Origin of the sequence: Pseudomonas sp. Ag1 (assembly GCF_000278565.1) — a bacterium.
Lineage (GTDB): Bacteria > Pseudomonadota > Gammaproteobacteria > Pseudomonadales > Pseudomonadaceae > Aquipseudomonas.
Genome location: NZ_AKVH01000101.1, coordinates 89,925 through 110,544, shown reverse-complemented (window position 1 = coordinate 110,544; position 20,620 = coordinate 89,925). Strand labels below are relative to the sequence as shown.

19 protein-coding genes are annotated in these 20,620 nt (G+C 62.2%); 7 read left to right on the top strand and 12 right to left on the bottom strand.

Going from position 1 to position 20,620, the window contains the following annotated elements; all coding sequences use genetic code 11:
• Nucleotides 1-79 precede the first annotated feature (79 nt).
• Nucleotides 80-937, top strand: coding sequence for a M15 family metallopeptidase (locus tag A462_RS14365; RefSeq protein WP_008435779.1), 858 nt, complete (start codon nt 80-82; stop codon nt 935-937).
• A gap of 60 nt (nt 938-997) precedes the next feature.
• The gene (locus tag A462_RS14370) at nt 998-1,429 is read left to right on the top strand and encodes an acyl-CoA thioesterase (protein WP_003213207.1); all 432 of its coding nucleotides are present in this window, start codon (nt 998-1,000) and stop codon (nt 1,427-1,429) included.
• A gap of 165 nt (nt 1,430-1,594) precedes the next feature.
• Here the strand turns inward: A462_RS14370 and A462_RS14375 are convergent, their stop codons facing one another.
• From A462_RS14375 to A462_RS14390, 4 genes are all read right to left on the bottom strand, one after another.
• Complete coding sequence (locus A462_RS14375; protein WP_008435777.1) at nt 1,595-2,077, bottom strand: glycine zipper domain-containing protein; 483 nt, start codon at nt 2,075-2,077, stop codon at nt 1,595-1,597.
• A 257-nt stretch (nt 2,078-2,334) separates the two neighbouring features.
• Nucleotides 2,335-4,683: an FdhF/YdeP family oxidoreductase gene (locus A462_RS14380; protein WP_003213210.1), complete on the bottom strand. Its 2,349-nt coding sequence runs from the start codon at nt 4,681-4,683 to the stop codon at nt 2,335-2,337.
• Nucleotides 4,680-5,519 (bottom strand): formate dehydrogenase accessory sulfurtransferase FdhD, encoded by an 840-nt coding sequence (fdhD, locus tag A462_RS14385; protein ID WP_008435774.1) that lies wholly within the window; start codon nt 5,517-5,519, stop codon nt 4,680-4,682. Before fdhD ends, A462_RS14380 begins: the two co-directional genes overlap by 4 nt.
• Nucleotides 5,520-5,614: 95 nt before the next feature.
• Nucleotides 5,615-6,502, bottom strand: coding sequence for a LysR family transcriptional regulator (locus A462_RS14390; protein ID WP_003213213.1), 888 nt, complete (start codon nt 6,500-6,502; stop codon nt 5,615-5,617).
• Nucleotides 6,503-6,632: 130 nt separating this feature from the next.
• On the opposite strand from A462_RS14390, the gene lysM reads away from it, so the two are divergent.
• Nucleotides 6,633-7,073: a peptidoglycan-binding protein LysM gene (gene lysM, locus A462_RS14395; protein ID WP_003213215.1), complete on the top strand. Its 441-nt coding sequence runs from the start codon at nt 6,633-6,635 to the stop codon at nt 7,071-7,073.
• Between the two features lie 120 nt (nt 7,074-7,193).
• Here lysM and yrfG read toward each other — a convergent pair whose 3' ends face one another.
• Nucleotides 7,194-7,856, bottom strand: a complete 663-nt coding sequence (gene yrfG, locus A462_RS14400; protein ID WP_003213217.1) for a GMP/IMP nucleotidase — start codon at nt 7,854-7,856, stop codon at nt 7,194-7,196.
• An 87-nt stretch (nt 7,857-7,943) separates the two neighbouring features.
• Between yrfG and nudE the strand changes: the two genes are divergently transcribed.
• Both nudE and cysQ read left to right on the top strand, forming a co-directional pair.
• Nucleotides 7,944-8,510, top strand: a complete 567-nt coding sequence (gene nudE / locus A462_RS14405; protein WP_003213218.1) for an ADP compounds hydrolase NudE — start codon at nt 7,944-7,946, stop codon at nt 8,508-8,510.
• Nucleotides 8,507-9,343, top strand: coding sequence for a 3'(2'),5'-bisphosphate nucleotidase CysQ (cysQ, locus tag A462_RS14410; RefSeq protein WP_008435771.1), 837 nt, complete (start codon nt 8,507-8,509; stop codon nt 9,341-9,343). The genes nudE and cysQ overlap by 4 nt, the downstream gene beginning before the upstream one ends.
• 113 nt (nt 9,344-9,456) lie before the next feature.
• Here the strand turns inward: cysQ and A462_RS14415 are convergent, their stop codons facing one another.
• Genes A462_RS14415 through rfbB form a run of 7 tightly spaced genes read right to left on the bottom strand, consistent with a single transcriptional unit; the run spans nt 9,457 to nt 16,529 of the window.
• Nucleotides 9,457-9,912, bottom strand: a complete 456-nt coding sequence (locus tag A462_RS14415; protein WP_003213222.1) for a YiiD C-terminal domain-containing protein — start codon at nt 9,910-9,912, stop codon at nt 9,457-9,459.
• Nucleotides 9,913-9,939: 27 nt separating this feature from the next.
• Nucleotides 9,940-11,325, bottom strand: coding sequence for a sigma-54-dependent transcriptional regulator (locus tag A462_RS14420; RefSeq protein WP_008435770.1), 1,386 nt, complete (start codon nt 11,323-11,325; stop codon nt 9,940-9,942).
• Nucleotides 11,322-13,130 (bottom strand): sensor histidine kinase, encoded by a 1,809-nt coding sequence (locus A462_RS14425; RefSeq protein ID WP_023659335.1) that lies wholly within the window; start codon nt 13,128-13,130, stop codon nt 11,322-11,324. Before A462_RS14425 ends, A462_RS14420 begins: the two co-directional genes overlap by 4 nt.
• A gap of 36 nt (nt 13,131-13,166) precedes the next feature.
• Nucleotides 13,167-14,036, bottom strand: a complete 870-nt coding sequence (gene rfbD, locus A462_RS14430) for a dTDP-4-dehydrorhamnose reductase (protein WP_008435752.1) — start codon at nt 14,034-14,036, stop codon at nt 13,167-13,169.
• Nucleotides 14,033-14,578 carry a dTDP-4-dehydrorhamnose 3,5-epimerase gene (gene rfbC, locus A462_RS14435; RefSeq protein WP_008435750.1) on the bottom strand — a complete coding sequence of 182 codons (546 nt, stop codon included), beginning with the start codon at nt 14,576-14,578 and terminating at the stop codon, nt 14,033-14,035. The genes rfbD and rfbC overlap by 4 nt, the downstream gene beginning before the upstream one ends.
• Nucleotides 14,575-15,450, bottom strand: coding sequence for a glucose-1-phosphate thymidylyltransferase RfbA (rfbA, locus tag A462_RS14440; RefSeq protein ID WP_032899443.1), 876 nt, complete (start codon nt 15,448-15,450; stop codon nt 14,575-14,577). Before rfbA ends, rfbC begins: the two co-directional genes overlap by 4 nt.
• Nucleotides 15,447-16,529, bottom strand: coding sequence for a dTDP-glucose 4,6-dehydratase (rfbB, locus tag A462_RS14445; protein ID WP_008435746.1), 1,083 nt, complete (start codon nt 16,527-16,529; stop codon nt 15,447-15,449). Before rfbB ends, rfbA begins: the two co-directional genes overlap by 4 nt.
• Before the next feature lie 177 nt (nt 16,530-16,706).
• On the opposite strand from rfbB, the gene A462_RS14450 reads away from it, so the two are divergent.
• Both A462_RS14450 and aguB read left to right on the top strand, forming a co-directional pair.
• Nucleotides 16,707-19,616, top strand: a complete 2,910-nt coding sequence (locus A462_RS14450; protein WP_008435740.1) for an aminotransferase — start codon at nt 16,707-16,709, stop codon at nt 19,614-19,616.
• A gap of 125 nt (nt 19,617-19,741) precedes the next feature.
• Nucleotides 19,742-20,620 (top strand): N-carbamoylputrescine amidase, encoded by an 879-nt coding sequence (gene aguB, locus A462_RS14455; RefSeq protein ID WP_008435737.1) that lies wholly within the window; start codon nt 19,742-19,744, stop codon nt 20,618-20,620.

Below are 20,620 nucleotides of genomic sequence, written 5' to 3'. Positions count from 1 at the left end.
GGCAGACGCCGCCGACAGCCGGACCGTGCCCGCAGGTGAGAAGGTTTGACGCTTCACTTCTTCTGCAAAGGAATTGCCCATGGCTTTTGGTTTTTCTCGTGGTGTTGTCCCCGGCGTCTTGCTGTTCGCCGGGTTGCTGGTCGCACAAGGCACGCTGGCCTCGGTCATCCCGTTGAGCGTGAATGACTGTCGGCAGATGCAGCTTCGCAACACTATCACCGCCGCCAATCCATTGCCCTGCGCACGCCTGGCGCGGGTGACGTTCAGCTATGTGGACTTTGGCGGAGTGCTGCATAACAACGGGCAGCTCGTGGTGCTGGATGCCATCGCACCCCATGTGGAGGAGATCTTCAGGCAGTTGCTGCAACGTCGGTTCCCGGTGCATCAGGCGGTCAGGCTGGAAACCTATCGAGGCAACGACAAGGTCTCGATGGCCCGCAACAATACCACTGGTTTTAATGGGCGCCAGGTCAGTGGCGCTTCGGGGTGGTCGCTGCACGCCTATGGCGCCGCAATTGACCTTAACCCTCTGCAAAACCCATTCGTTTTGTTCGGGCGTAACCCGCGAGGTGAATTCACCGGCCAGGCCACTGTTGAGCCCAGGGCAAGTACCGCGACTGCCGTTAACCGCCTGGATGCCCGCCCCGGCAAGCCGGCGCGCCCTGGCCGGGCAGAAGAGGTGATTGACCTGTTCGCCGAACACGGCTTTTTGACCTGGGGTGGTTATTGGGATTTTCCGCTGGATTACCAACACTTCCAGATCGGCCGGCGTTCGTTCGTGGAGTATCTGGCGCGGGTCACGCCGCAGCAGGCCAGCGCTGCAGTCGAGACCTATATCACCGCCTATCGCCAGTGCCTGCAGCAATCGGCCGAGACGGATCAAGCGCTCAAGCGTATGGCGTGCGTCCAGCAAACGATTGAGCAAAGCCCAACCTAGGCTTGCGGGTAGTGCTTGAACCCAGTATCAAGAGAGCCTCCTCCTGCCCGGGTTTTACCGATGACCAACGCCATGCCACAACGCGCCGATTACCGCCACTTCCAGCCGATCATCACGCGCTGGCACGACAACGATGTATATGGCCATGTGAATAACGTCACCTACTACAGCTTCTTCGACACCGCGGTGAATACCTACCTGATCGAGCAGGGCGGGTTGGATATTCATGACGGCGAAGTGGTTGGGTTTGTGGTGAGTTCGGCGTGCGACTACTTCGCCTCGATTGCCTTTCCGGACCGCATCGAGATCGGCCTGCGGGTGGGCAAGTTGGGCAACAGTTCGGTGCAGTATGAGTTGGCGGTGTTCAAGGCGGGAGAAGAAGATGCCTGTGCTGCGGGGAGGTTTGTGCATGTGTTTGTGGATCGGGCGTCGAACCAGCCGGTGACGATCCCGGGGATGTTGCGCGAGGCGTTACAGCGATTGGTGATCTGAATACGATCTGCGAAACAATGAAAGTCAAATGTGGGAGCGGCGGTGCGACGATTCGACTTGCTCGCGAAGGCGTTGTATCAGCCAATACATCCGGCGACTGATCCACCGCCTTCGCGAGCAAGCCCGCTCCCACATTAAATCCGCTGTGTTCTTTCGATTCGCGCGTTACCGGTGGTGGCGATAGTGATGCTTGTTTTTGCGATGCCCATAAGCATGGCCGCGCCCGCGATGGTCGTCGCGGTCATAGCGGCGGTTATCACGCCCACGGTAACGACGATCATCGTCATCGCTCTTGTTGCCCATGTAGTTGCCCAGTGCGCCACCGGCGCCACCGCCGGCTGCTGCGCCGATCAGGCTGCCGGTGCTGCCGCCGACACTGCGACCCACCACGTTGCCGCCGGCCGCGCCCAATGCGCCGCCAATGGCTGCTTCACCGCGGCTGCGCTTGTCTGCGCCCACCGCACTGCCGCCTGCGCCGCCAAGAGCCGCACCGATGGCTGAACCAGTGTTACCGCCCAGCTGCTGACCTACGACAGAACCTAGAACCCCGCCCAATGCGCCGCCCACACCGGCTTCGGTGGTGCCACCGGCCATGGCTGCGCCACTGACCAGGCCAAGGGACAACAAGAGAATCGAGGAGAACTTCATAGAGGAACCTCAAGAGGATGACGGCGCGATCCTGAGGTTGTATCGAGACGGTGACAATCGAAACCCGACCAGTGGTATGGGTTGTATACAATTCTCTAAGTTACTGTTTTGTATGAGGAACTTAAATGATTTTTGCGAGTCTTTAGTTACTTCGGAACGGCCGCTTTTATGCAAAAGCGGCCTTTTTTGTGCCCGTAAGAAACTCGGGTGCTGTCTGTGGCGAGGGAGCAAGCTCCCTCGCCACAATGAGGTGTCGCTTAGGCCGACTTCGCCATGATCAAGCCGGTCGCACTCGCTGCTTCCAGGCGGATCGCTACAAACTTCGACGTAGGCGTATGGCTGCCATCCCCCGTGCTTTCCAGCGGCACCAGCGGATTCACTTCCGGGTAATAAGCCGCAGCCTGCCCCGCCGGAATATCAAATGCCAGCAAGGTAAAGCCCTTCACCCGACGCTCACGGCCGTCGTCCCAGATCGACACGATGTCAGCCTTCTGCCCCGGCTTGAAGCCCAGGCGGATGATGTCGGCTTCATTGACGAACAACACATCCCGCTGGCCCTTGACCCCACGATAGCGGTCGTCCAGGCCATAGATGGTGGTGTTGTACTGATCGTGGGAGCGCATCGACTGCATGATCAGGTCCGGCAATTGCCCGGTGTTGCGGGTGCGTTCGTGCACCAGGTCCTTGGGCAGGATGTTCGGGCGGAAGTTGGCGCGGCCCGACGGGGTGTTCCAGCGACGAGCGCCAGCCGAGTTGCCCAGGTAGAAACCGCCCGGGTTTTTCAGGCGCTCGTTGAAGTCCTTGAAGCCCGGAATGGTGTCGGCGATCAGGTCGCGAATACGGTCGTAATCGGCCACCAGCCAGTTCCAGTCCACCGGCTTGCTGCCCAGGGTGGCGGCGGCAATGCCCGCCAGAATCGCAGGCTCGGATTTCATCTGTTTCGACAGCGGCTGCAGTTGGCCGTTGGAGGCGTGGACCATGCTGAACGAGTCTTCAACGGTCACGGCTTGCGGGCCTTCGGCCTGGATGTCGATGTCGGTGCGGCCCAGGCATGGCAGGATCAGCGCGTCCTTGCCATGCATCAGGTGGCTGCGGTTGAGCTTGGTGCTGATCTGTACGGTCAGGTCGCAATTGCGCAGTGCTTCAAAGGTGCGCGGGCTGTCCGGGGTGGCTTGGGCGAAGTTGCCGCCCAGGCCGATAAAGACCTTGGAGCGGCCTTCGAGCATGGCGTGAATCGCTTCCACCACGTTGTGGCCGTTATCGCGCGGCACCTGGAACTGGAAACGACGCTCCAGGGCATCGAGGAACGCCACCGGCGGCCGTTCGTTGATGCCCATGGTACGGTCGCCCTGCACGTTACTGTGGCCACGCACCGGGCACAGGCCCGCGCCCGGGCGGCCGATGTTGCCGCGCAGCAGCATCAGGTTGGCGATTTCCTGGATGGTCGGCACCGAGTGGCGATGCTGGGTGATGCCCATCGCCCAGCACATGATCACGTTCTTGCCTTTGGCGTACATGCGCGCCGCTTGCTCGATCTCCACCAGGGTCAGGCCGGACTGCTCGACGATTTCATCCCATGAGGTGTCGTCGATCTTGCCCAGGTAATCCAGCACGTTGGCGGTGTGTTCGTTGAGGAAGTCGTGGTCGAACACGGCCTCCTTGCCTTCGGCCTGGGCCTGGCGTTCCCACAGCAGCAGGAACTTGGCCATGCCCCGCAGGATGGCCATGTCGCCTCCCAGCGCCGGGCGGAAGTAGGCGGTGTTGGTTGGCTTGTCGCCGTTGGTGAGCATTTCCAGCGGGTGTTGCGGGTGCTGGAAGCGTTCCAGGCCACGCTCTTTCAGCGGGTTGATGCACACCACCTGGGCGCCGCGTTTTACCGCTTCGCGCAGTGGCTCCAGCATGCGTGGGTGGTTGGTGCCGGGGTTCTGGCCCCAGACGAAAATCGCGTCCGCATGCTCGAAGTCATCGAAGGTCACGGTGCCTTTGCCCACGCCCACGCTTTGCGCCAGGGCGACGCCGCTGGCTTCGTGGCACATGTTCGAGCAGTCCGGGAAGTTGTTGGTGCCGTAGGCGCGCACAAACAGTTGATACAGGTAAGCCGCTTCGTTGCTGGCCCGGCCCGAGGTATAGAACTCGGCCATGTCCGGGTTTGGCAGCGCATTGAGGTGCTTGCCGATCAAGTCGAAAGCCGATTCCCAGCTGATGGGTTTGTAACGGTCGGTTTCGGCGTCGTAGCTCATCGGCTCGGTCAGGCGGCCCTGGTATTCAAGCCAGTAGTCGCTCTGCTCCAGCAGCGCGCTGACGCTGTGCTTGGCGAAGAATGCCGCGTCGACCCGGCGCTTGGTGGCTTCCCAGTTGACCGCCTTGGCGCCGTTCTCGCAGAACTTGACCATGCCGCTTTCCGGCGAGTCGCCCCAGGCGCAGCCCGGGCAGTCGAAGCCGCCGTTCTGGTTGGTCTTGAGCATCATGCGGATGTTTTTCAGCGCGTTGTCGCTGGTCAGCCAGGCTTGCGCCACGCTGATCAGTGCGCCCCAACCACCCGCCGGGCCTTTATAGGGCTTGTAGCGCGGGGTGGGTTTGTCGTCGGCTTGATGATGATTACTCACGCTTGATTCTCCATCGCAGGGCTATAGACCCGCGGCGCACTTTTCTGCGGCAGGTGGATGAGATTGAGGTTGTGCCGGCGAGCCCATTGCAGGGCCAGGCCGGTGGGCGACGACAGGCTGACCAGGGTCTGGATGCCTGCACGCAGGACTTTCTGGATCAGTTCGAGGCTGCAGCGACTGGTAACAATCGCCAGGCCGCCGTCGGTCGGAATCTTTTGGCGGATCAGCGCACCGATCAGCTTGTCGAGGGCGTTATGCCGGCCGATGTCTTCACGGCCCAGCAGCAATTCGCCCTGGTTGTTCATGAACACCGCCGCATGCACCGCGCCGCTGTACTGGCCCAGCGGTTGGAACGCGCTGATGCGCTGGCGCAGGCCATCCAGCCATTCGGCAGGCGGCAACGGCGCGCCGGGCAACACCTTGAGGTTGGGCAGCGCCTGCTCCACGGCTTCTACGCCGCACAGCCCACAGCCACTGGTGCCGGCAAGTTGCCGGCGCTGCTGCTTCATATTCCAGAACGCGCGGCTGGAAATCTGCACCTGAGCGTATTGGGTCGAGCCCGAACCGCTGATTTTCAGGTCATAAATGTCGCTAACGTCTTCGATAATGCCGCTACCGATGCTGAATCCGACAATAAAGTCTTCAAGGTCGGTCGGCGTCACCAGCATCACCGCCTGGCTGATGTCGTTATAGGCAATCGCCAACGCGACTTCCTCGGCAAGCGCGGTGCTGGCCGATTCGGTGTGTTCGAGATTACAAAACTGGTAGCTCTGGCTGGCGGCGGGCGCGGGCGTTTCGAGGGCGGGCGCCGCGCAGACTGGGCGCTGGGCGTTCATTGGGCATTACCACCGGGAGTATTCAGCTGTAAGACTAGGCGCGACAAAGGGTCGCGTCTAATCGTCAGTACTGATCTACCGATAGATGCCGTCGATCAAGTCTCGATCAGCGATTTCTGGTACAGCGCAAAACACGCTTCCGCCAAGGCCGAACGGGGTGCACTGCGGCGCATGATCAACCCCAGGCGAGCCAAAGTGTGAGCGTCTTCAATTGGTTGCAGGCGCAGGTGCTCGGTGAGGGCGTCGAGGCCGCCGTCCAGTGGCATCACCGCGCAACACAGGCCGCCGTGCACCGCTTGTAACAATTGATGGACGGCATCGGTCTGCAACAGTGGCTGCGGGTTGAGGCCACGGCTGTGGAAATTGTGGTCGATGGACTGGCGAAAGTGCATGCCGCTGGTGAGCATGCCCAAGGGCAGTTCGATCAGCGCCTCCCAACTCAGGGGCTTGTCGCCGAAGCTGAAGAACCGTTGGTCGTACAGCAGGCCCATGCGGGTTTCGCCCAGGGCCAGGGAGTCGAAACGTTCGGCGTCCAGGCGCTCGAGGTACGACACACCGAGGTCCAGGCGGTTGCTGGCAAGTTGTTCAAGGATTTGCTCGGAGCTTAACGCGGACAACTCAAAGCGCAGGCTGGGGTGTTCCTTGTGCAGCTTCTGCATCAACGCCAGCGGATCGAAGCTCGACAACGGCACCACCCCCAGGCGCAACGTGCCTACCAGGTTGCCGCGACACGCAGCGGCCTCGGCCTGCAAGCCGTCATAGGCCGCCAGCACCGTGCGTGCCCAGGCCAGCACGCGTTCGCCGGGGGCGGTAAAGCCTTCGAAGCGCTGCCCGCGATTGACCAGCGGCAACTGCAGCTCTTCCTCCAGGCTGCGCAGGCGCATCGACAGGGTCGGCTGGGTGATATGGCAGCGCGCCGCCGCCTGGCCGAAGTGACGGGTTTCGTCGAGGGCGATGAGGAATTTCAGCTGTTTGATGTCCATCTTCGCTCCGGGCTTATTCCAATGCGGTGGGATTCTAGCGTGTTTGGGTCTTTGGTCAGGCTGGAACCCAATTCTGTAGGACTGGTCTAGTCTTTGGCATCTGGAAATTAAATCCCAAGGAGAGCGCACCATGAGTCTTTTAAGCTTTGTTAAGGAAGCAGGCGAGAAGTTGATTGACCTGTTGACACCGGGTAATGCCAACGCGAGCGAGCAGTTAAAAGAGCACGTGGCCAAGGTTGGATTGGGTAACCCCAATGTGCAAACCACCGTCGACGGTGACAAGGTGACCGTGACAGGTGAAGTCGCCAGCCAGGAAGAGAAAGAGAAGATATTGCTGGCGCTGGGCAACATCGCCGGCGTTGCGAGTGTTGATGACCAGATCACCGTTTCCGGTCCTGCTGTCGCGGCGGCCCGCTTTGTCGTGGTGAAAAAGGGCGACACCCTGAGCGCTATTTCGCTGGCGGTGTATGGCAACGCCAACCAGTACAACAAAATCTTCGAAGCCAACAAGCCGCTGCTGTCCCATCCGGACAAAATCTACCCAGGGCAGACGCTGCGTATTCCTGAGTAATCCGCGGACCCAATGTGGGAGCGGGCTTGCTCGCGAAAGCGGTGGATCAGTCAATATATTCAGTGGCTGACACACCGTATTCGCGAGCAAGCCCGCTCCCACATTGGACCTTCAGTGTTGTTACAAACCTACGATCAAGTCCCGGTAATCCCCAACCGCTGCAAACTCCGCCGTGTCCTTGGGCCCCTTCCGGCTGTCCGGTTCCTTCACCGCCAGCAAGTGCCCCACGCCAAAATCCCGGGCGCTGCGCAGGATCGGCAAGGTATCGTCGATAAACAGGCTGCGGGCCGGGTCGAAGGCGATGTCGGCGTGCAGGGCGTCCCAGAACTGCGGGTTTTCCTTGGCGAAACCATAGTCATGGGAGCTGATCAGTCGCTCGAAATAAGGCGCCAACTCGATGCGTTCCAGCTTCAACGACAGCGAATCCCGATGGGCATTGGTGATCAGGATCACCCGCTTACCCGCTTGTTTGATCGCCGCCAGGAAGGTATCGGCATCCGGGCGCAAGGCAATCAGGTGTGCGGTTTCAAGCTTGAGCTCGCGCACCGGGATCTTGAGTTCGGCGCTCCAGAAATCCAGGCAATACCATTGCAACTGTCCGGCGTTACGCTCGAACAGCGGCTGCAGCTCCATCTCGGCCATGGCCCGGCTCACACCATGCAACTCGGCATAGCGCTGGGGCAGGTGCTCCATCCAGAAATGGTTGTCGAAGTGCAGGTCGAGCAAGGTGCCGTCCATGTCCAGCAGGACGGTGTCGATGGCGTGCCAGGGCAATGGAGGCATAAAGAACACTCATGTAAGAAAAGATATCCGACACAGACAATCGGAAAAGCCACGGTATAGTAACCCGATCACGCCAAGGAGCCGCTCATGCGCCAGAAACCCACCGTCCTCGCCCGCGAAATAGTCGCCAGTAGCCGTTTGTTCCGCGTGGAGGAAGTGCAATTGCGCTTTTCCAATGGCGTGGAGCGGACCTACGAGCGCCTGGTGGGCAGGGGTGCCGGATATGGCGCGGTGATGATCGTGGCGATGATCGACTCGGACCATGCGTTGCTGATCGAAGAATATTGCGGCGGCACCGACGAGTATGAACTGTCACTGCCCAAGGGCCTGATCGAACCGGGCGAAGACGTGTTGGCGGCAGCCGACCGTGAGCTCAAGGAAGAAGCCGGTTTCGGCGCCCGCCAGTTGGAGCACATCACCGAGCTGTCGCTGTCCCCCGGCTACATGAGCCAGAAAATCCAGGTGGTGCTGGCCACCGAACTGTATGAAGAGCGCCTCGAAGGCGACGAGCCGGAGCCGATGCGCGTCGACCGGGTCAACCTGCGGGAGCTCTCGCAGTTGGCGCAGAACGAGCAGTTCAGCGAGGGCCGCGCATTGGCCGCGCTGTACCTGGTACGCGACCTGTTGACTCAACGTGGAGCGTTCCAGCCATGAGCGAACTGTTCCTGGGTCACCCGTTTATTGCCCCCGCGATCGAATTGGCCCGCCAGGCTGGCGAGGTCATCCTGCCGTATTGGCGCGCCGATGTTGCCGTCACCACCAAGACCGATGATTCACCGGTCACTGCCGCCGACTTGGCTGCCCATCACTTGATCCTCGCCGGGCTGACTGCGTTGGACCCGAGCATTCCGGTGCTCTCGGAGGAAGACGCGGACATTGACCAGAGCGTGCGCGCCGGTTGGCAGCGCTGGTGGCTGGTGGACCCGCTGGATGGCACCAAGGAATTCATCTCCGGCAGCGAGGAGTTCACCGTCAACATCGCGCTGATCGAAAAAGGCCGCGTGGTGTTCGGTGTGGTGTCGATGCCTACCAGCGGTCGGTGCTACTTCGGGGGGGCCGGGCTGGGTGCCTGGCGTTCCGATGTAGGTGCTGCGCCCAAGCAAATCCAGGTGCGCCAGACCCCGGCGAGCGGTGAAGCATTTACCGTGGTTGCCAGTCGTCGCCATACGAGCCCTGAACAGGATCGCTTGCTCGCTGGCTTGAGTGCCGGATTGGGCGAGCTGAAGCTGGCCAATATCGGCAGTTCTTTGAAGTTTTGCCTGTTGGCTGAGGGCAGCGCCGATTGCTACCCGCGCCTGGCGCCCACCTCGCAGTGGGACACGGCGGCCGCGCAAGGGGTGCTGGAAGGGGCGGGTGGGGAAGTGCTGGAGCTGGATGGGCAGCCGTTCAGTTACCCGGCGCGGGCGTCGTTGTTGAACCCGTTCTTCCTGGCATTGCCGGCTAAAGCGGAGTGGCGTGAGCGGTTGCTGACCCTGGCCCGGTCTTAAGCACAGCGCCGATCAAAAATGTGGGAGCGGGCTTGCTCGCGAAGGCAGTGTGTCAGTCACCAGATGTATTGGCTGATCCACCGCTTTCGCGAGCAAGCCCGCTCCCACATTTGTTATGTGTGCAGGACGTACTGCCCGGTAAAGGCCACGGCCCGCTCTTCACTGCCCTCGTTGACGATCCACGTCTCCAGCGCCAAGCGCGCCCGGCCATAACGCTTGTAGGTGGCGACGAATCGCTTCCACACCTTGTCATCAGGTGCCTGGCAAATCGCCGTCGCATCGGTGGTCACCGGCAGCGGATAACTGATCTGCCCTTCCTGAATCACGATGTGCCCGTCTTCAATCCCTTCCTCGCGCAACTGCAAATGCAGCCAGCCCCAACCTGCCAGCACGGCGCCGCAATACAGGCTGCCGCCAAACATGGTGCTCTTGTGGTTGATGTTGGCGTCCAGCGGCAAGCGCAGTTGCAGCTGCCGGTCCTGCCAGTCGATAACCTTGAGGCCCATTTCCCGGGTCAGGGGAATGTCGTGGTGAAGGATCGATTCCAGGTAACGGCTATCGCGACTCATGGTGGCCTCGTGGCAGGGGGAAAAGGGTCATTCGTCGTCAGCGTGACTGTTGCCGCTGTCAGCGAAGTTCAGCCCGTGCTTGCGCAGTTTGTCGTGCAGGGTTTTACGCGGCATGCCCAATGCCTCGGCGAGGCTGCGCATGGAATTGTGGGTGCGCGCCAGTTCGGCGGCGATCAGGCTTTTTTCAAACTGCTCGACTTGTTCGCTCAACCCCCCGGGGGTGCTGGTCAGGACGCTGGCTGAAGGGCTGTCCGAGGTGCTGTCCAGCGCCAGTTCAAGGCCAAGGGCAAAACGCTCGGCGGCGTTTTGCAGCTCGCGCACATTGCCCGGCCAGCTGTGACGCAACAACAGCGCGCGCTGGCCCGGTTGCAGCTCTTTCATCGGTAGCCCGTGGCGCGTGCTGGCTTCGTCGGCAAAGTGCTGGAACAGCATCAGCGCATCCTCACCCCGTTCGCGCAGCGGTGGAATGCGCAGCGGCGCAACGTTGAGGCGGTAATACAAGTCCGCCCGGAAGCGCCCCTGGTCGGCGGACTGGCGCAGGTCTTCCTTGGTGGCGGCGATGATGCGGATATCCAGCGGGATCAGTTGGTTGCCCCCCAGACGCTCCACCACACGCTCCTGCAACAGCCGCAGCAGCTTGACCTGCACATCCAGGCTCATGCTTTCGATTTCGTCGAGAAACAGCGTGCCGCCGTTGGCGAATTCGAATTTGCCGATGCGCCGCTTCTGGGCGCCGGTAAAGGCCCCGGGCTCATGCCCGAACAACTCGCTTTCCACCACCGACTCGGCCAGGGCGCCGGCGTTGATCGCCACAAACGGGCCGCTGCGGCGGTTCGACAGATCGTGCAGCGCACGCGCTACCACTTCCTTGCCGGCACCGGTTTCACCGAGGATCAGCACATCAGCCTTGGTCGCCGCCAGCGCGCCAATCTGCTCGCGCAGGCGCAGCATTTGCGGGGAGTGGCCCACCAGGCGCGTACTCAATTGCTGACGGTCGCTCAGGGCCAGGCGCAGGCTGCGGTTGTCCAGCACCAGGCGGCGCAGGGCCAGGGCGCGGCGCACGCTGTCGAGCAGGGCGTCGCTGGCGAAGGGTTTTTCCAGGAAGTCATAGGCGCCGGTGCGCATCGCCTGCACCGCCAGTGGCACGTCGCCGTGGCCGGTGATCAGCAGTACCGGCAGCTCCGGGTCCTGGGCGTGGAGTTCCTTCAACAGTTCCAGGCCGTCCATGCCGGGCATGCGGATGTCGCTCACCACAACCCCCGGCCAATCCCGGGACAGGCGCGCGGTCAGGCCCTGGGCTTCGCCGAGGGTCAGGACTTTCAGCCCGGCCAGGTCCAGGGTCTGGCAGAGGGCCTGACGCAGGTGTGGATCATCGTCGATCAACACCACCTGAATCTGGTTATCGATAGTCATACACTGCGGTCCTCGGACGGTTGCAGACTGACACCCGGTGCTCCGGCGCGCAGTTTCAAGGTTAACAGTGCGCCGCCTTCCTTGTGGTTGGCGAACAACAGTTCACCGCCAAAGGCGCGCATCAGGGTGTCGCAGATCGCCAGGCCCAACCCCAGGCCCTGGGTGCGGGTCTTGGTGGTGTAGAAGGGCTCGCTGGCGCGGCCCAGGGCTTCCATGCAGAAACCCGGGCCGTTGTCGCGAATGTACAGGTTGACGCCCTGTTCGGTGGTTTGGGCACTCAGCCAGAGTTTGCGCGGCGGGCCTTTTTCGGTCAGGGCGTCCAGAGCGTTGGCCAACAGGTTGCCCAGCACCTGGCGCAGGCGGGTTTCGCCGGCCGCCACCCACAAGGTGGCCTCGGGCAGGTCGCGGATCAGTTCCACTTCCATTGCCCGCCGCCGCTTGGCCAGCAGCGCCAGGGCATCGTCCAGGGCCGGTTGCAGGGCCACGCTTTCCGGCGCATGCCGGTCGCGCCGGGCGAAGGCGCGCAAGTGGGCGATGATCGAGGCCATGCGCCCGGTCAACTCGCTGATCAGCTTGAGGTTGCCACGGGCGTCGTCGGTGCGCTCATGGTCGAGCAAAATCCCGGCGTTTTCCGCGTAGCTGCGAATCGCCGCCAACGGCTGGTTGAGTTCATGGCTGATACTCGCCGACATGGTGCCCAGCGCCGACAACTTGCCGGCCTGCACCAGGTCGTCCTGGGCGCGCACCAGTTCCTGCTGGGCATGTTCACGCTCCAGCACTTCCTGTTTCAGGCGCCGGTTGAGGCCTTCCAGGTCGCTGGTCCGCTCGATCACGCGCATCTCCAGCTCGCGACGGGCCTTGGCTTCGAAGGCGATGCGTTCAAGGTAGTGACGGCGGCGCTGCATCATCAGCCCGAGCAACAGCATCAGCACCAGCAAGGCGGCGCCACCCACCGCGACCACGGTGCGCACCGGGCGGCTGATCAAGGTGCGCGGCGCGAGAATCTCGACTTTCCAGCCGGTTTCGGCGATGTCGGTGGATTGGCGCACCCACGCCGTCGGGCTGAGGCTCAGCGGCTGCGGGTCGCGGGTCGGATAGGGCTGGATGGCGATGATGGCGCGGCGTTCTTCATCCGTCAGCGGCCGGGTGGCACGAAAGCGCCATTGCGGGCGCGAGGTCAGGATCACCACGCCGTTGTGGTCGGTGACCAGCAGTTGTTCGGGGGTGTTGCCCCACAGGCTTTCGGTGTGGTCCAGGTCGACCTTCACCACCAGCACGCCGATGATCTTGTCACCATCTCGCACAGCGGCGGCGAAGAAGTAACCGCGTTTGGCCGAGGTGGTGCCCAGGCCGAAGAAGCGCCCGAGGCGCCCGGCCATGGCTTCGCTGAAGTAGGGGCGAAAGGAAAAATTACGCCCGACGAAGCTGTCCTGCTTGTCCCAGTTGGACGCGGCGAGGGTCTTGCCGGTGGTGTCCATCAGGTACATCACTTCCACCCCGGCCTGGGCGGCGACGTCCTTGAGCAGGTGGTTGGCGTTGACCAGGTTGGTGCTGACGTGAGGCGCGTCGATGGCGGTGCGCAGGGCCGGCAGGTCACCGAGGATTTGCGGCAACACTTCGTAGCGGTGCAGGGTGCCCAGCAGGTTGGCGACGTACAGGTCCAGCGTCTGGCGGTTCTGGCCGGCCAGTTCGTTGCGGTAATAACGCTCGGCCAAGTGCTCCAGCGGCCACAACAGCGGTGCCAGGCATAGCGCCAGCAATGCCAGGCTGCGCCAGCGGGGTCTTCGCGGAAGGGGTGGAGTCATGGGAGTCGTGCGCCTGTGGGTACAGGCGCATTATGCCTAGTGCTGCTCGGCAAGACACTCGCGCAATGCGTCATGCCACTGCGGTTGCGAGACATGCCATTGCTGTTGCAGGCGGCTGCAATCGAGGCGCGAGTTCAGCGGGCGCCTGGCCGGCGTTGGATAGGCGCTGGAGGGAATCGCTTCCAGCTCGGCGCAGGCACGACCGTTGGCCCGTAGTTGCTCGCCGATGGCCTGGGCAAAGCCGAACCACGAGGTCTCGCCCTGGGCCGTCAGGTGGTAGACACCCCAATCCCCGGCCTGGCCCGCCTGCCAGCGCTCGATCAGTGCACGGGTGCTGTTGGCGATGGTCCCGGCCCAGGTCGGCGCGCCGATCTGGTCGGCGACGATGCGCATCTGCGGTTTTTCCTGCAGCAGGCGTTGCATGGTCAGCAGGAAGTTCTTGCCGTGGGTCGAGTAGACCCAGCTGGTGCGCAGGATCAGGTGTTCACCGCCGATGGCCGCGATCGCCTGTTCGCCCGCCAGCTTGCTTGCGCCATAGACGCCCAGCGGGTTGGTTGCGTCGTCCTCGTTGTAGGGCGCGGCCTTGCTGCCGTCGAACACGTAGTCGGTGGAATAGTGAATCAGCGGAATGCCCAGTGCCTTGGCTTCCTCGGCGAAAATCCCGGGCGCGGTGGCGTTGATGGCGAAGGCCACGTCCGGCTCGCTCTCGGCTTGATCGACGGCCGTATGGGCGGCTGCGTTGATGATCAGGCCGGGGCGATGGGCGCGTACCTGGTCGCGGACCTGCTCGGGACGGGCCAGGTCAAGCTGGTCGCGGCCCAGCACGATCAACTCGCCCAGGCCCTGGAGACGTTGTTGCAACTCCCGGGAGACTTGGCCATGTTGGCCGCTGATAAGGATTTTCATGGGAACAGGTCGGCCTCTTGCAGGCTTTTCCCGGCCTGGTCCTTGGCGGACAGTTGCGGCGTCTCCGTCAGTTCCCAGTCGATGGCCAGCGTCGGGTCGTTCCAGAGGATGCAACGCTCGGCGCTCGGCTGGTAGTAATCGGTGGTCTTGTAGAGGAACTCGGCGTAGTCGCTCAGCACCACAAAGCCGTGGGCGAAACCTTCCGGTACCCACAACTGGCGATGGTTATCGGCGCTAAGCCGCACGCCCACCCATTGCCCGAAGTTGGGCGAGCTGCGGCGGATGTCGACGGCCACATCCAGCACTTCGCCGGCGATGACGCGCACCAGTTTGCCCTGGGTATGTTCGAGCTGGTAATGCAGGCCGCGCAGCACGCCTTTTTGCGAGCGCGAGTGGTTGTCCTGCACGAAATCACGCTTGAGCCCGGTGGCCTCTTCGAAGGCGCGGGCGTTGAAGCTTTCGTAGAAAAAGCCGCGCTCGTCACCGAACACTTTCGGTTCGATGATCAATACGCCTGGCAACGACGTGTCGGTGACCTTCATTTTTGCTCCCCGGCCAGTGAATACAGGTATTGGCCGTAGCCGGTCTTGCCGAAGTACTTGGCCCGCTCCAGCAAGTGGTCACGGTCGATCCAGCCGTTCTCGTAGGCGATTTCTTCCAGGCACGCCACTTTCAAACCCTGGCGGTGCTCGATGGTCTGCACATACGTCGAGGCCTCCAGCAGGCTGTCGTGGGTGCCGGTGTCGAGCCAGGCGAAACCACGGCCGAAGCGCTCCACGTGCAGGTCGCCACGATTGAGGTAGGCGTTGTTGACGTCGGTGATCTCCAGCTCGCCCCGTGGCGATGGCTTGACTGCCTTGGCGATCCTGATCACGTCGTTGTCGTAGAAATACAGGCCGGTCACCGCGTAGCTCGACTTTGGCTTGGCTGGTTTTTCCTCGATGGACAGCGCGCGGCCCTGGCTGTCGAAGTCGATTACGCCGAAACGCTCCGGGTCCTTGACCCAGTAACCGAATACCGTGGCGCCAGATGGGCGTTCGGCAGCAGTGCGCAGTTGTTCGCCGAAGTGCTGGCCGTGGAAGATGTTGTCGCCCAGGATCAGGCATACCGGGTCATCGCCGATAAACTCTTCGCCAATCAAAAACGCCTGGGCCAGGCCGTCCGGCGACGGTTGTTCGGCGTAGGTAAAACGCACGCCAAACTGGCTGCCATCGCCCAACAGGTTGCGGTATTGCGGCAGGTCTACCGGGGTGGAGATCACCAGGATTTCCTTGATCCCGGCCAGCATCAGCACCGAGATCGGGTAGTAGATCATCGGCTTGTCATACACCGGCAACAGTTGCTTGGAAACGCCCAGGGTAATGGGGTGCAAACGCGTGCCGGAGCCACCGGCCAGTACGATTCCCTTCATCATGCGATCAGATCCTTAAAGTCGGTGTTGCCCAGTCGTTCGCCTTGATAACTACCGTCCTGGACCCTGCGGCACCATTCCAGGTTATCGAGGTACCACTGCACGGTTTTGCGCAGGCCGGTTTCAAAGGTTTCCTGCGGAACCCAGCCCAGCTCGCGTTCGATCTTGCTGGCGTCGATCGCATAGCGCTGGTCGTGGCCCGGGCGATCCTTGACGAAAGTGATCAGGTCAGTGAATTTCTCCACGCCCGCCGGGCGTTGTGGTGCCAGTTCTTCCAGCAGGCCGCAGATGCTGCGCACCACGTCGATATTCTTCTGCTCGTTATGGCCGCCGATGTTGTAGGTCTCGCCTACCACACCTTCAGTCACCACTTTGAACAGCGCGCGGGCGTGGTCTTCGACGAACAGCCAGTCGCGCACTTGCAGGCCGTCGCCGTACACCGGCAATGGTTTACCTGCGAGGGCGTTGAGGATCACCAGCGGAATCAGCTTCTCGGGAAAGTGGAACGGCCCGTAGTTGTTCGAGCAATTGGTCAACAGCACCGGCAGGCCGTAAGTGCGCTGCCAGGCGCGTACCAGGTGATCGGACGCGGCCTTGCTGGCCGAGTACGGCGAGCTTGGGGCGTAGGGCGTGGTTTCGGTGAACAGGTCATCGACGCCGTGCAGGTCGCCATACACTTCATCGGTGGAGATGTGGTGGAAGCGGAAGGCACTCTTGGCCGGTTCTTCCAGCTTCTGCCAATAACCGCGTGCGGCCTCCAGCAGGCTGTAGGTGCCGACGATATTGGTCTGGATAAAATCCGACGGGCCGTCGATTGAACGGTCCACATGAGACTCGGCCGCCAGGTGCATGATCGCGTGGGGCTCAAAGCGCGCCAGTACGGCGCTGACGGTGGCCTGATCGATGATATCGGCCTGGACGAACTCGTAGCGGCTGTTGCTCGCGATGCTGGCCAGCGACTCAAGATTGCCGGCGTAGGTCAATTTGTCCAGGTTGAGCACTTCGTGCCCGGTGTGTTGAATCAGGTGCCGGATCAGAGCGGAGCCGATGAATCCGGCGCCGCCGGTGATGAGAATGCGCATGTCGGAGGCCCTTTTCCTTAGACAGACATTAAGCGAATGGAGCATAGCTTGAGTTGTGGAGCCAGGTGGTGCAAGGGGCCACAGTCAGATTGACGGCACTGCGCGGGACTGGGGGTTGCGTAACCCCCGTCAACAATGGCGATATAAGCGCCTGATAAAAAAGCCAGGGGTCTTCACATGTTGCTCGCCACGTTGATTCATCGCGCCAGCCTGCCATGCCCGCAAGTCGGGCCTGTGCCTGCGACGCAGCTACTTGAGCAGCATTACGGCCTGGGTGGGGCGTTGCGGTCCCTCGGCAGCCAGCAAGACCTCAACTACCGTATCGACAGCGAGCGTGGCCGTTTTGTGCTGAAAATCTGCCGGGGCGACTACGCCGCCGTCGAGTTGCAGGCCCAGCACGCAGCCCTCAAGCATCTGCAGGAACATTCGGATGTACGGGTGCCCAAGGTGATCTCGTCGCTTGCTGGCGAAGAACTGCTGACCGAGACCGTCGCCGGGCAAACCGTGCACCTGCGGTTGCTGGACTACATCGACGGCCAGCCGCTGACCCATCTGCCCCATCTGGGTCGCGAGGTGATCGCAGGCTTCGGCGAACTCTGCGGGCGGATGAGCCAGGCGCTGGCCGACTTCGAGCATCCGGGCCTGGAACGTACCCTGCAATGGGACCCACGCCATGCCCTTGAGCTGATCACTCATTTGCTGTCGACCCTCGAAAACCTCCCGCATCGGGCCGGGCTGGAGCGCGTGGTGGAGCAGGTCGGGCAGCGTCTGCGGCCGTTGGCCGACCGCTTGCCCTGGCAAGCCGTGCACATGGACATCACCGATGACAACGTGGTCTGGCAGCGCGATGCCCAGCGGCATTGGCAGATTGAAGGCGTGATCGATTTTGGCGACCTGGTGCGCACCTGGCGCATTGCCGACCTGTCGGTGACCTGCGCGGCGCTGCTGCATCATGCCGAGGGTGATCCGTTCGCGATCCTGCCGGCGATCCAGGCGTGCCACCGGATCACGCCGTTGCAGCGCGAAGAGTTGCAGGTGCTATGGCCGCTGATCGTCGCGCGGGCCGCGGTGTTGGTGCTGAGCAGCGAACAGCAGCAACGCCTGGACCCGGATAACGCGTACCTGTTGAAGAATGCCGAGCATGAGTGGGAAATTTTCCACGTAGCCACCTCGGTGCCCTTTGAATTGATGGAGGCGGCGATCCTGAACTGCGTCGGTGCCGAATTGCCGCCGATTGTCGGTGAAGGCTTCGCGCCTTTGTTGCCGGGGCTCGTTGGGCGTGAATTCGCGTTGATCGATCTGGGCGTGCTCAGCCCGCATTTCGAGGCCGGTAACTGGGAGCAGGAGGGCATTGATCGCCGATTGCTGGAACAAGCGGCCGTGGTCCATGGCCTGGCAGCCAGTCGTTATGGTCAATACCGTCTGTCCCGCACCCAACCCGACAGTGCCGTCGAGCCCGACACCTTCGCGCTTCACGTAGAACTGCACATGCCCTTGGGCGCCACGGTGGAAGCACCGTTCGCCGGCACCTTGCGCCATGGCGCCGACGGCCTGCTGAGCCTGCATAGCGCCCAGTTGAGTGTTCGGTTGTGGGGCGTGAACGCCTTGTTGAAGCACGGCGCCGCAGTGGTAAAAGGCCAGGTAATCGGCGACGTGGTCGCGCCGCTGACAGTACAACTGTGCCGCGCCGAGCTTGAGCCGCCGCTGTTCTGCACGCCTTCCCGGGCGCCGGCATGGCAAACGTTGTGCCCATCCCCGGCTACCTTGCTGGGGCTGGCCTGCGACGCCGAGCCGGAGCTGGACCCCGAAGCCCTGCTGGCGCGTCGGGACGCCAGCTTCGCCCGCTCGCAGAAGCACTATTACGTCGACCCGCCGCGCATCGAGCGCGGCTGGCGCAACCATTTGATCGACATGCAGGGCCGTTCCTACCTCGACATGCTCAACAACGTCGCCGTCCTCGGCCACGGTCACCCGCGCATGGCCGAGGTGGCGGCGCGGCAATGGTCGCTGCTCAACACCAACTCGCGCTTCCACTATGCGGCGATTGCCGAACTCTCCGAGCGTTTGCTGGCGCTGGCGCCGGACTCCATGGACCGGGTGTTTCTGGTCAACAGCGGCACCGAGGCCAACGACCTGGCGATTCGCCTGGCCTGGGCCTACAGCGGCGGGCGCGACATGCTCAGCGTGCTGGAGGCGTACCACGGCTGGTCGGTGGCGGCGGATGCGGTGTCGACCTCGATTGCCGACAACCCCCAGGCCTTGAGCAGCCGCCCGGACTGGGTGCACCCGGTGACCGCGCCGAATACCTATCGCGGCGAGTTTCGCGGGCAGGACAGCGCCCCCGACTACGTACGCAGCGTGGAACACAACCTGGCGAAAATCGCCGCGCAGAATCGCCAGCTGGCGGGTTTCATTTGCGAGCCGGTGTATGGCAATGCCGGCGGGATTTCCTTGCCGCCGGGATATTTGCAGCAGGTGTACGCGCTGGTTCGTGAGCAGGGCGGCGTGTGCATCGCCGACGAAGTGCAGGTGGGCTACGGCCGCATGGGGCATTTCTTCTGGGGCTTTGAAGAGCAGGGCGTGGTGCCGGACATCATCACCATGGCCAAGGGCATGGGCAATGGCCAGCCGTTGGGCGCGGTGATCACCCGCCGGGAAATCGCCGAGGCGCTGGAGGCCGAGGGTTACTTCTTCTCCTCATCGGGAGGCAGCCCGGTGAGTTGCCGGATCGGCATGGCGGTGCTGGATGTGATGGAGGAAGAAAAGCTGTGGGAAAACGCCCAGGAGGTGGGCGGACACTTCAAGGCGCGGTTGGAGGCGCTGGTCGAGCAGTATCCATTGGTGGGCGCGGTGCATGGTTCCGGGTTTTACCTGGGGCTGGAATTGGTCCGCGATCGACAGACCCTGGAACCGGCCACCGAAGAGACCGCGCTGCTGTGTGACCGGCTGCGGGAACTGGGGATCTTCATGCAGCCCACCGGCGACTACCTGAACATCCTCAAGATCAAGCCGCCGATGGTCACCTCACGGCACAGTGTGGATTTCTTCGTCGACATGCTGGCGAAGGTTCTGGAGGAAGGCTTGTAACAATAAACTCGATTGTTATCGGTAAAATTTGATCATTTTTCGATGAGTGGATATTTATTAGCTTCAAAAGCCGATTTTTATCCGCTATAAAGGCGTCCACTTGCCCGCCGCCGAGGAGATGATTCATGAGCCGTATCGTTACCGTTGCCGCGACCCAGATGGCTTGTTCCTGGGACCTTGATGCCAATCTCGAAACCGCTGAAAGGCTGGTGCGTGAGGCCGCCGCCAAGGGCGCGCAGATCATCCTGATCCAGGAACTGTTCGAGGCCCCGTACTTCTGCCAGAAGCCGAACCCGGACTACCTGCAACTGGCGACCACGGTTGAAGATAACGTCGCGATCAAGCACTTCCAGAAGGTCGCCCGGGAACTGCAGGTGGTGTTGCCCATCAGTTTCTATGAACTGGCCGGCCGCGCGCGTTTCAACAGCATTGCGATCATCGACGCTGACGGCTCCAACCTCGGGATTTATCGGAAAAGCCACATCCCGGACGGCCCGGGCTACCATGAAAAGTATTACTTCAACCCCGGCGACACCGGCTTCAAGGTGTGGAACACCCGCTATGCGAAGATCGGCGTGGGCATCTGCTGGGACCAGTGGTTCCCGGAAGCCGCCCGCAGCATGGCGCTGCAAGGCGCGGAAATCCTGTTCTACCCGACCGCCATCGGCAGCGAGCCCCACGACAAGACAATTTCGTCCCGTGACCACTGGCAGCGGGTACAGCAAGGCCATGCCGGCGCCAACCTGATGCCGCTGATCGCCAGCAACCGCATCGGTAACGAGGAGCAAGACGGCTACGACATCACCTTCTACGGCTCGTCCTTCATCGCCAATCAGTTCGGCGAGAAAGTAGAAGAACTCAACGAAACCGAAGAAGGCATCCTGGTGCACCGCTTCGATCTCGATGAACTTGAACACATTCGCAGCGCCTGGGGTTCGTTCCGCGACCGCCGTCCGAACCTGTATGGTGCGCTTAAAACCCTCGACGGTTCCCTGGAGTCCTGA

Bases quoted from the DNA above. Each gene is read 5' to 3' on its own strand.
- fdhD (WP_008435774.1), bottom strand. From the start codon at position 5,519: ATGAACGCCCAGCGCCCAGTCTGCGCGGCGCCCGCCCTCGAAACGCCC.
- rfbC (WP_008435750.1), bottom strand. From the start codon at position 14,578: ATGAAGGTCACCGACACGTCGTTGCCAGGCGTATTGATCATCGAACCG.
- A462_RS14450 (WP_008435740.1), top strand. From the start codon at position 16,707: ATGTTGCTCGCCACGTTGATTCATCGCGCCAGCCTGCCATGCCCGCAA.
- rfbD (WP_008435752.1), bottom strand. From the start codon at position 14,036: ATGAAAATCCTTATCAGCGGCCAACATGGCCAAGTCTCCCGGGAGTTG.
- nudE (WP_003213218.1), top strand. From the start codon at position 7,944: ATGCGCCAGAAACCCACCGTCCTCGCCCGCGAAATAGTCGCCAGTAGC.
- cysQ (WP_008435771.1), top strand. From the start codon at position 8,507: ATGAGCGAACTGTTCCTGGGTCACCCGTTTATTGCCCCCGCGATCGAA.
- A462_RS14370 (WP_003213207.1), top strand. From the start codon at position 998: ATGACCAACGCCATGCCACAACGCGCCGATTACCGCCACTTCCAGCCG.
- A462_RS14420 (WP_008435770.1), bottom strand. From the start codon at position 11,325: ATGACTATCGATAACCAGATTCAGGTGGTGTTGATCGACGATGATCCA.
- A462_RS14365 (WP_008435779.1), top strand. From the start codon at position 80: ATGGCTTTTGGTTTTTCTCGTGGTGTTGTCCCCGGCGTCTTGCTGTTC.
- rfbA (WP_032899443.1), bottom strand. From the start codon at position 15,450: ATGATGAAGGGAATCGTACTGGCCGGTGGCTCCGGCACGCGTTTGCAC.
- rfbB (WP_008435746.1), bottom strand. From the start codon at position 16,529: ATGCGCATTCTCATCACCGGCGGCGCCGGATTCATCGGCTCCGCTCTG.
- lysM (WP_003213215.1), top strand. From the start codon at position 6,633: ATGAGTCTTTTAAGCTTTGTTAAGGAAGCAGGCGAGAAGTTGATTGAC.
- A462_RS14390 (WP_003213213.1), bottom strand. From the start codon at position 6,502: ATGGACATCAAACAGCTGAAATTCCTCATCGCCCTCGACGAAACCCGT.
- aguB (WP_008435737.1), top strand. From the start codon at position 19,742: ATGAGCCGTATCGTTACCGTTGCCGCGACCCAGATGGCTTGTTCCTGG.
- A462_RS14375 (WP_008435777.1), bottom strand. From the start codon at position 2,077: ATGAAGTTCTCCTCGATTCTCTTGTTGTCCCTTGGCCTGGTCAGTGGC.
- A462_RS14425 (WP_023659335.1), bottom strand. From the start codon at position 13,130: ATGACTCCACCCCTTCCGCGAAGACCCCGCTGGCGCAGCCTGGCATTG.
- yrfG (WP_003213217.1), bottom strand. From the start codon at position 7,856: ATGCCTCCATTGCCCTGGCACGCCATCGACACCGTCCTGCTGGACATG.
- A462_RS14415 (WP_003213222.1), bottom strand. From the start codon at position 9,912: ATGAGTCGCGATAGCCGTTACCTGGAATCGATCCTTCACCACGACATT.